Genomic DNA, 9,039 nt, shown 5'->3' on the forward strand with positions numbered 1-9,039 from the left:
CCATGTACACCGCGAGCCAAGACCTGATCGCAGCAAGTTCATCGCTGAACGCGGGCGCCGCTTTCATCGGCGGCCTCATCATCGCCGGTGCCCTCGTCTGGGCCGTCCGGATGGGCATCCGGGTGCGGAACCTGGAATCCCGTCCGCCCACCGCCGAGGAGCAGCCCAGGCTGCCCGAGACCGGGGCGGTGCACGAGGAGCGCGAGATGCGGGAACCCGACGAGGTCCCGCACGCCGCGGACGAGAGTGAGCGGCTGATGCCGTACAACATGCACTCCGCGGGCACCAAACACGCCGATGACCAGCACCGCAAGCGCTGGCAACCAGGATCCAGCGGGTCCTTCGGCAGCGGCGGACCCGGCAGAACCTGACCGGGGCGCGAAGGAGCCGACCGCCGTGAGCGGCCGGCTCCTCCCTGTACGCGCACGGCCTCTCCCGGGAGATCGACCGGACAGGTCCTAGGGGAGATCGGCCGCCGAGTCCTCGGGAGCGAGGTCGGGGCGCAGCCGCAGCCACGACGGCCGGCGCAGCAGTCCGGCCCGGGTGCGGGTGCTGTAGCGGACCTCGCCCACCAGCCGGGGCAGCACCCAGCGCGCCTCGGCCGCCCGCGGGACACTGTCGAAGGGGCGGTGGCCTGTCTCGGCGGCCCGCAGCAGCCGGGCGAGTCCGGCGCGTTCGGCCTCGCTCCAGCCGGTGCCCACGCTCCCGACGTAGCGCAGCCTTCCCGCGTCGCGCCGGCCCACGAGCACGGCACCGGGCAGTCCCGACAGACGACCCTTCCCGGGGACCCAGCCGCCGACCAGGACGTCCGCGGTCCGCATGTTGCGGATCTTGATCCAGGACCGGGAGCGCACGCCGGGCTCGTACACCGAGTCGAGGCGCTTGCGGACCAGCCCCTCGAGGCCGCTCGCCCGTGTCGCCCGCAGGGCCTCTTCGCCGTGCCCCACGAGTGCCGTCGGCGTCGACCAGGACGGGCCCTCCAGGGAGAGGCTCTCCAGCGTCTGCCGCCGCCACGCGTAGGGCCGGCCCGTGAGATCGCCGCCCAGACGCATGACGTCGAACAGGACGAGATGAGCGGGCGCCTGCCCGGCGCGCCGGGCCGCCCTGCCGGGCGACCGGGCGAGGCTCATCCGGGACTGCAGCAGGTGGAAGTCGCCGCGTCCTTGTCCGTCCAGGACCAGCACCTCTCCGTCCAGGACCGCCGCGGTCGTGCCGAGAACACCGCCGAGGGCCCGCAGTTCCGGATAGGCGGCGGTGATGTCCTCACCGGAGCGGGCCCGCAGTGCCACCCCGCCGTCCCCGGGCAGACAGACCACGGCGCGCTGACCGTCCTGCTTCGTCTCGTAGGCCCAGAGCATGTCCTGGCCGGCGGCCGGCAGGGATCCGGGGGTCGCGAGCATGGGCGCGATCAGCGGAAGCTTCGGCGGGTTCACACCTCCTGTGTCGGCACGCCGCCGGCCGCACACGCCCTTCCGGCACCCGTTTCGCCTGAACGGCGGTGCCGCGCCGCGCCGCTCCGGAGCAGTGACCGGGAGCCCTCGGGGCTGCCCGGGCCCTCTAGGCTTCTAGCCCTCCAGCGCCTGGGCGATCAGCGTCTGCAGGTACAACCCGCGGTGGGCGTCGAGGTCGCCCGGCCGGCCCGAGCGGACGGCGGTGGCGAACTCCCGGCGCAGCACGGGCCAGGACTCCTCGTGGTCGAGGGCCCCGGCGTCGAGGACCAGTTCGGGATGCCGGCCGAACAGCTCGACACGGGTGATCCCGCGCTCGACCTCGACCGAGCCCGACAAGGATGCCTGGCTCACGGCGCCGCTCTCGTGCTCGCAGGTGAGTTCGAGCCAGCGGCGCGGGTCCCCGGCACCGCGCACCCGGACGACCGGCCCCAGCGCCGCGTCCAGCAGATCCAGCAGATGCGGTCCGAGGTCCAGGAGCGCCCCGTGCTCGAGGCGCCACGGGGTCGCGAAGTCGCCGCCCAGGAAGGCGCCGCTCAGACCGCAGGAGCGCGCGCCCGAGACGTCCAGGGTCCGTGCCGCGGCGAGGAACCGCCGGACGGCCGGGTGATAGCGGTTCGTCAGGACGAGCTGCGAGACCACGCCCGAGGCGTCGATCGCGTCCACGAGCCGTCGCGCCGCGGACAGGTCGAGCGCCAGCGGCTTCTCCAGGAGCAGGGCCTTGCCCGCCTCGGCAGCCCGTACGGCCAGTTCGGCCTGCACCGCGGGCGGGACCGAGAAGGCCACCGCCTCGCAGCCGTCGAGCAGTTCCTCGAACGTCGCGGCGACATCGGCGCCGTACGGGGCCGCCGTCTCGCGGGCGGCCTCCGGCCGGCGTGCCCACACCGACGTCAGCACGGTCTCGGGTCCGGCGGCGAGCACCCGGGCGTGCACGGCCCGCGCCCAGGGTCCCGCGCCGACGAGCCCCACCCTGACGGGTGTCCGGTTCCAGGCGGGCGAGGTGGTGGTCACGGCTTCTCCTCTGCGCTGTACGGGTTCTGACATACCGACGGCCGAACGCGCCGACGAGGGGAGCGACCGCGGCCGACGTCGGATCTTCGGACGTGTGGACAGACTTCACCACGGTGTCCCGGTGTTCGGCCAGCGGCTCGACGGCGCGCTCGCCTCCCGGTCGCGCGGGGCGTGCGGGGCGCGGGAGCCCGGCGCGCGAACCCGGAAAGCGCGCCTCTGTCGGTCCCCGCCCGCCGCACGCCATCATGCCGGACATGGATCCCACACAGGACAAAGCGGGCTTCGGGGGCGGTGCGGTCCTGCCCGCGCTGCCGGAGGACTGGGAACGGTGTCTCGCCGTGGCCGCCCACCCGGACGACATCGAGTACGGCACGGCCTGCGCCGTCGCGCGCTGGACCGCACAGGGCAAGCGGGTGAGCTACCTGCTGGCGACCAGGGGAGAGGCCGGCATCGACAGCCTGCACCCGGACCGGGCGGCACCGCTGCGGGAGGCCGAGGAGCGGGCCGGCGCACGGCAGGTCGGCGTCGACACCGTCGAGTTCCTCGATCACCGCGACGGCGTCGTCGAGTACGGGACCGCCCTGCGCCGGGAGATCGTGCGCGCGATGCGCCGCCACCGGCCCGAGATCGTGGTGTCCGGCGCGTTCACGGTACGGATGATCGGCGGCATGACCAACCAGGCGGACCACCGGGCGGTGGGCCTCGCCGCCCTCGACGCGGCACGCGACGCGGGAAACCGCTGGGTCTTCCCCGAACTCGCCGACGAGGGCCTGGAACCCTGGAACGGCATCCGGATGGTGTGCTTCGCCGGAGCGGAACGGCCCACCCACGGCGTCGACGTCACCGGCGAACCCCTCGAACGCGGCATCGCCTCGCTGGAGGCACACGCCGAGTACACCAAGGGTCTGGGCGCGGGCGCCTTCGAGGCACGGCCGTTCCTCACCTGGGCGGCCGGCATGGGCGGAGCGGCGCTCGGCGTCGAGTCCGCCGTCCTGTTCGACGTCCACCAGCTCGTCCCGGACGGTCCGCCGCCCTGGGTGTGAGCGCTCCGGGACCGTCCACCGGGACGGGGCCGGGCCCAGCGACCGGGGGCACCCGGCCCCGTCCGGGAGGGGGCGTTCTCCCGGACGGTTCCTCCTCGCGGGTCGGCACGGCACGGACGGGACTTGACCGGATCATGGGGGCCGAGGCCGCGAGGGACTCATAGGCTGTGCGCGAGTGATCACCGTCGAACCGGAGGAGCGAACGTGACAGCACGCCCGCACGAGGCCGCACGACGCACAACCGTCCTTCGCCGCGAGGCCGTTGTCGCGGCCGTCCCCGTCGCGCTCGCCGCGCTGCTCACCGCGGCGGGCCCCGCCACAGCGGCCGGGACCGTGGGCTCCGCGGGCGCGGGTGACCCGTACTTCCCTCTGTCGGGCAACGGCGGCTACGACGTCCGCCACTACGATCTGACGCTCGGTTACGACCCGGGCAGCCGCCACCTCGACGGCAAGGCGGTCATCACCGCCAGAGCCACGCAGCGGTTGAGCCGGTTCGACCTCGACCTCAGCGGGCTGAAGGTCACCGGCGTCACCGTCGACCACGCCAAGGCCGCGTTCCGGCGCGACGGCCGGGAGCTCGTCGTCACCCCGAAGGACACCCTGCGCAAGGGCCAGGAGTTCCGCGTCACCGTGACCTACTCCGGCACCCCGAAGCCGGTCACCGACCCCGACGGTTCCCTCGACGGGTGGATCCCCACGGACGACGGCGCGTTCGTGGCCGGTGAGCCCCAGGGCGCGATGACCTGGTTCCCCGCCGACAGCCACCCCACGGACAAGGCGTCGTACGACTTCACCCTGACCGTGCCGAAGGGGCGCACCGCCGTCGCCAACGGCGTCCTGCTCGGGCAGCGGACCGCGAACGGCCGGACCACCTTCCGCTGGCGCCAGTCCGAGCCGATGGCGGCCTACCTCGCCACGGCGACCGTCGGCACGTTCAAGGTCGAGCGGTACACCACCCGCGACGGCATCGAGATCTACAACGCCGTCGACCCCCGCGAGGCGGTCGCCGCCGCGCCCGTCGTGAAGAAGCTGCCGTCCGTCCTGGCCTGGGAGAGCAAGCTCTTCGGCCCCTATCCCTTCCGGGCGGCCGGAGCCATCGTCGACCGGGCCCCGCAGGTCGGCTACGCCCTGGAGACCCAGACCCGTCCCGTGTACGACTCCGCGCCCGACCTGGACACCCTCGTCCACGAGAGCGCCCACCAGTGGTTCGGCGACTCCGTCACCCTGACCCGCTGGAAGGACATCTGGCTCAACGAGGGCTTCGCCACCTACGCCGAGTGGCTGTACGCCGAACAGCACGGCGGCAGGAGCGCGCAGAAGGCCTTCGACGCGCTGTACGCCACCCCCGAGGGCAAGGACCTCTGGGCCTTCCCGCCCGGTGATCCCGGAAACGGCGAGCACATCTTCGAGACGCCTGTCTACGCCCGCGGGGCCATGGTCCTGCACAAGCTGCGCACGGCCGTCGGGGATCCCGTGTTCTTCCGCGTCCTGCGCACCTGGGCCACCGTCCACCGCGGCGGGCACGGCACGACGGCGCAGTTCATCCGGCTCGCCGAGCGGGAGTCGGGCAAGGACCTCACCGCTCTCTTCCACACCTGGCTCTTCACGGCCGGGAAGCCCGCCTCGGCCTGAGGCGGGCTTCCCGGTGGCGGTTGCGGTCCGGCTCAGGCCGGCCGCAGCCACACCGTCGCCAGCGGCGGCAGCGTCAGTTCGATGCTGGTCGGGCGGCCGTGCATGCCGATCGCCTCGGCCTTGACGGGCTCGGGGTGGACGACGTCGCTGCCGCCGTAGCGGAGGCTGTCCGTGTTGAGGACCTCCCGCCAGGCGGGGATCTCCTCGGGGACGCCGAGGCGGTAGCCGTGGCGGACGGCGGGGGAGAAGTGGGAGACGGCGAGGAGGGGGGTGCCGTCGGCCGCGTAGCGCAGGAAGGCGAAGACGTTGTCGTCGGCGGCGTCGCCGACGACCCAGGTGAAGCCGGACGGGTCCGTGTCGCGCTCCCACAGCGCGGGTTCGCCGCGGTAGAGGGTGTTGAGGTCACGGACGAGATCCTGGACCCCGCGGTGGTCGGCTTCGGCGCAGTAGGCGGGGTCGAGGAGCCACCACTCGGGGCCCTCGGCCTCCTTCCATTCACCGCCCTGCGCGAACTCCTGCCCCATGAAGAGGAGTTGCTTGCCGGGGTGGGCCCACATGAAGCCGAGGTAGGCGCGGGCGTTGGCCCGCCGCTGCCACCAGTCGCCGGGCATCTTGGAGACGAGTGCCTGCTTGCCGTGCACGACCTCGTCGTGGGAGATCGGCAGGACGTAGTTCTCGCTGTAGGCGTACACCATCGAGAAGGTCATCTCGTTGTGGTGGTACTTGCGGTGGATCGGCTCGTGCTGCATGTACTCCAGCGAGTCGTGCATCCAGCCCATGTTCCACTTGAGCCCGAAGCCGAGCCCCCCGTCGGACGTCGGACGGGTGACGCCCTCCCAGGCCGTGGACTCCTCGGCGATCGTGACGACGCCGGGGTTGCGGCGGTAGACGGTGGCGTTCATCTCCTGGAGGAACGCCACCGCGTCGGGATTGTCCCGCCCGCCGAATTCGTTGGGGGCCCACTGGCCCTCTTCGCGGGAGTAGTCGAGGTAGAGCATGGAGGCGACGGCGTCGACGCGCAGGCCGTCGATGTGGAACTCCTCGCACCAGTAGGTGGCGTTGGCGACGAGGAAGTTGCGGACCTCACGGCGGCCGTAGTCGAATTCGAGGGTGCCCCAGTCGGGGTGGTCGGCACGCCTCGGGTCGGCGTGCTCGTAGAGGGGTCGGCCGTCGAACTCCGCGAGTGCCCAGTCGTCGCGCGGGAAGTGGGCGGGCACCCAGTCCATGAGGACACCGACCCCGGCGCGGTGCAGGGCGTCGACGAGGAACCTGAAGTCGTCGGGGGTGCCCAGGCGCGCGGTGGGCGCGTAGAACCCGGTGATCTGGTAGCCCCAGGAGCCGCCGAAGGGGTGCTCGGCGACGGGCATCAGCTGGACGTGGGTGAAGCCGAGGCCGGTGACGTAGGCGGGGAGCTGGTCCGCCAGTTGACGGTAGGTCAGACCCGGTCGCCAGGACGGCAGATGCACCTCGTACACCGAGAGCGGCGACTCGTGCAGCGGGCGGGCCTTCGCCCGCTCCTTCATCCACTTCGCGTCCTGCCACGCGTACGACGACCGTGTCACGACCGACGAGGTCGCCGGGGGCACCTCGGTGCGGCGGGCCATCGGGTCCGCGCGCAGGGTGCGGGACCCGTCGGGGCGCGTGATGTCGAACTTGTAGAGTGCCCCCTCACCCATGCCGGGCAGGAACACCTCCCACACACCGGACGACCCGAGCGAGCGCATCGGGAACCCGGCGGCGCCGTCCCAGTGGCAGAAGTCCCCGCAGACCCGGACCCCTTGGGCGTTCGGGGCCCATACGGTGAACCGGGTGCCCTCGACCCCCTCGTGGGTCATCGGCTCGGCGCCGAGCGCCCGCCACAGTTCCTCGTGCCGGCCCTCGCCGATCAGGTGCAGGTCCAGATCGGCGAGCGCGGGCAGGAACCGGTAGGGGTCCTCCGAAGCGAACTCGGTGCCGTCGTAGGTCACCAGCAGGGTGTACGCGGGAATCGCGTCGAGCGGCAGCACGGCCCCGAAGAGCCCGTCGCCCAGGTCGTCCAGGTCGGTGCGCTGCCCGTCCACCATCACCGCCACGCCCTGGGCGTACGGCCGCAGCGCCCGGAACACCACCCCGCCCGGCACCGGATGGGCACCCAGCAGCGCATGCGGATCGTGATGGGCGCCGGACAGCAGCCGCCCCCGGTCCATGGGGTCCAGCGCGGTGTGCTGCGCCGAAGGGGGGACGGGCTTGGCCCGTCTTGCGCGGTTGGATGCGGTGCGGGTCACGGCTTGAGCCTCTCGAAGTGGGGGCGTTGAGGGTGGTCGGTCGGAGCGTCGAGGGTGGTCGGTGGTCAGGGGCGGTCGGTGGTCAGGGGTGGTCGGCGAGACGTCCGACCGCCGCCATGGGCACGGGCAGCCAGTCGGGCCGGTGCCGTGCCTCGTACAGCACCTCGTACACGGCGCGGTCCGTCTCGTACGCGCGCAGCAGTTCGGGTTCCTCGCGCGGGTCCCAGGCCGCCGCGGCGGCGTAGCCCGCGCAGAAGGCCTCACGGCAGCGCTCCGCCCACTTCGGACGCCAGGGCTGCCGGGAGCGGGCCGCGTAGTCGAAGGACCGCAGCATGCCCGCGACATCGCGTACGGGCGACTGGACACGCCGACGTTCGCTGATCGGGCGGGCCGGTTCACCCTCGAAGTCGATGACCGACCACCGCTGCCCGGCCCGCAGGACCTGGCCGAGGTGGAGGTCGCCGTGGATGCGCTGGGCGGGGCGGACCGCGGAGTCCAGGGCGGCGAGCGCGTCGAACGCCGACCGCAACCCGGGCGCGTGCGGGCGCAGTTCGGGGACGGAGCGGACGGCGGAGTCGAGACGCCCGTGCATCGCCTCCGCGAGCCGCTTGTTCCGGTACGGGCTCGGCGCGTCCACGGGGAAGGCCTCGGCCAGGGTCAGATGCACCTCGGCGGTGGCCCGGCCCAGCTCGTACGCCTCGCCGGTGAAGTCCTGCCGCGATCCGAGGGACTCGAGCGCCAGCGCCCAGCCGTCGGCGGCGTCGCGCAGATACGGCTGCAGGACACCGAGCGTCGCCTCCTGCGGCTCCGAGGTATGGAACCACGCGGCCGGCGCCGGGACGCGGGTGCAGCCCTGCCGGGCCAGTGCGCGCGGCACCTCCAGGTCCGGGTTGATGCCGGGCTGGACGCGCCGGAAGACCTTCAGTATGAACGCGTCTCCGTAGACCAGTGAGGTGTTGGACTGCTCGGCGTCGAGGAGGCGTGGCGTGAGACCGGACGGCACCGTCACACGAGGATCGCGCTCGAACCGCAGCGGTCCCGCCTTGCCCGAACGGCGCAGTCGCTCCAGGAGCAGTCCCGCGGCCTTCGGGTCGTGGAAGGCGTCGTACACGGTCAGGTCGGCCAGCGGGCCGGCGCTCGCCCGGCCGATGACGGCGTGGGCCAGCCGGGGCGGCAGGGTCTCCCGCACTCCGAGAAGCAGTTGGTAGCAGTCCTCGGCCGCGGGAGCGCCGGCCGTGCCGTGGGCGGGCGGGCCGAGGTGCTCGGTGCGGACCAGCAGATGCAGACATCCCGGGTACAGCTCGGTGGTCGACAGCAGCGTCAGATCCGTCACGGGCCTGCCCTTGCCCGCGAACCAGCGCTGCCGCGGCAGCCAGGCCCGCAGCAGCTCGGCCAGCGAGGTGAGCAGCGGAGCGGTGTCGAGGCCGCTCGGACGCTGCAGAGCGGTGTTCGCCATGACGGCACGTCCTTTCAGGGGCGGGCGGGCTGTCGAGGGGTACGCGTTCACGATCGCCTCGTGGTGCCGGGCCCGACCGCGCGGCGCAACCGGAACCAGTAGAAGCCGTGACCGGCGAGGGTGAGCAGGTAGGGCAGCTCGCCGATGGCGGGGAAGCGGACGCCGCCGATCAGCTCGACCGGGTG

The 9,039-nt window shown here is 72.9% G+C and carries 7 protein-coding genes and 1 pseudogene; 3 read left to right on the forward strand and 5 right to left on the reverse strand.

All coding sequences use genetic code 11. The features are described 5' to 3' along the window. Positions 1 to 2 precede the first annotated feature (2 nt). Positions 3 to 371, forward strand: a complete 369-nt coding sequence (locus tag ACFYW9_RS31715) for a DUF6479 family protein (protein ID WP_329297826.1) — start codon at positions 3 to 5, stop codon at positions 369 to 371. Positions 372 to 458: 87 nt separating this feature from the next. On the opposite strand, the gene ACFYW9_RS31720 is transcribed toward ACFYW9_RS31715, so the two are convergent. After that, positions 459 to 1,400, reverse strand: a complete 942-nt coding sequence (locus tag ACFYW9_RS31720; protein ID WP_389157623.1) for an ATP-dependent DNA ligase — start codon at positions 1,398 to 1,400, stop codon at positions 459 to 461. A 165-nt stretch (positions 1,401 to 1,565) separates the two neighbouring features. Then, positions 1,566 to 2,459: a Gfo/Idh/MocA family protein gene (locus tag ACFYW9_RS31725; protein WP_389157606.1), complete on the reverse strand. Its 894-nt coding sequence runs from the start codon at positions 2,457 to 2,459 to the stop codon at positions 1,566 to 1,568. A gap of 254 nt (positions 2,460 to 2,713) precedes the next feature. Here ACFYW9_RS31725 and ACFYW9_RS31730 point away from each other — a divergent pair, with 254 nt between their 5' ends. Both ACFYW9_RS31730 and ACFYW9_RS31735 read left to right on the forward strand, forming a co-directional pair. After that, positions 2,714 to 3,502 carry a PIG-L deacetylase family protein gene (locus ACFYW9_RS31730; RefSeq protein WP_389157609.1) on the forward strand — a complete coding sequence of 263 codons (789 nt, stop codon included), beginning with the start codon at positions 2,714 to 2,716 and terminating at the stop codon, positions 3,500 to 3,502. A gap of 204 nt (positions 3,503 to 3,706) precedes the next feature. Continuing rightward, a complete protein-coding gene (locus ACFYW9_RS31735; RefSeq protein ID WP_389157612.1) occupies positions 3,707 to 5,134 on the forward strand; it encodes a M1 family metallopeptidase in 1,428 nt (475 codons plus the stop codon). A 32-nt stretch (positions 5,135 to 5,166) separates the two neighbouring features. Here the strand turns inward: ACFYW9_RS31735 and glgB are convergent, their stop codons facing one another. The 3 genes and pseudogenes from glgB to ACFYW9_RS31750 all read right to left on the reverse strand — a co-directional run. Next, positions 5,167 to 7,743 (reverse strand): 1,4-alpha-glucan branching enzyme, encoded by a 2,577-nt coding sequence (gene glgB, locus ACFYW9_RS31740; protein WP_389157626.1) that lies wholly within the window; start codon positions 7,741 to 7,743, stop codon positions 5,167 to 5,169. Between the two features lie 757 nt (positions 7,744 to 8,500). Next, a pseudogene (locus tag ACFYW9_RS31745) lies at positions 8,501 to 8,854 on the reverse strand (maltokinase); the annotation flags it as partial. Between the two features lie 47 nt (positions 8,855 to 8,901). Continuing rightward, positions 8,902 to 9,039: alpha-glucosidase C-terminal domain-containing protein (locus ACFYW9_RS31750; RefSeq protein ID WP_389157629.1), on the reverse strand; the 138-nt coding region annotated here is incomplete at its 5' end.

This window comes from Streptomyces sp. NPDC002698 (assembly GCF_042888945.1).
Taxonomy (GTDB): Bacteria; Actinomycetota; Actinomycetes; order Streptomycetales; family Streptomycetaceae; genus Streptomyces.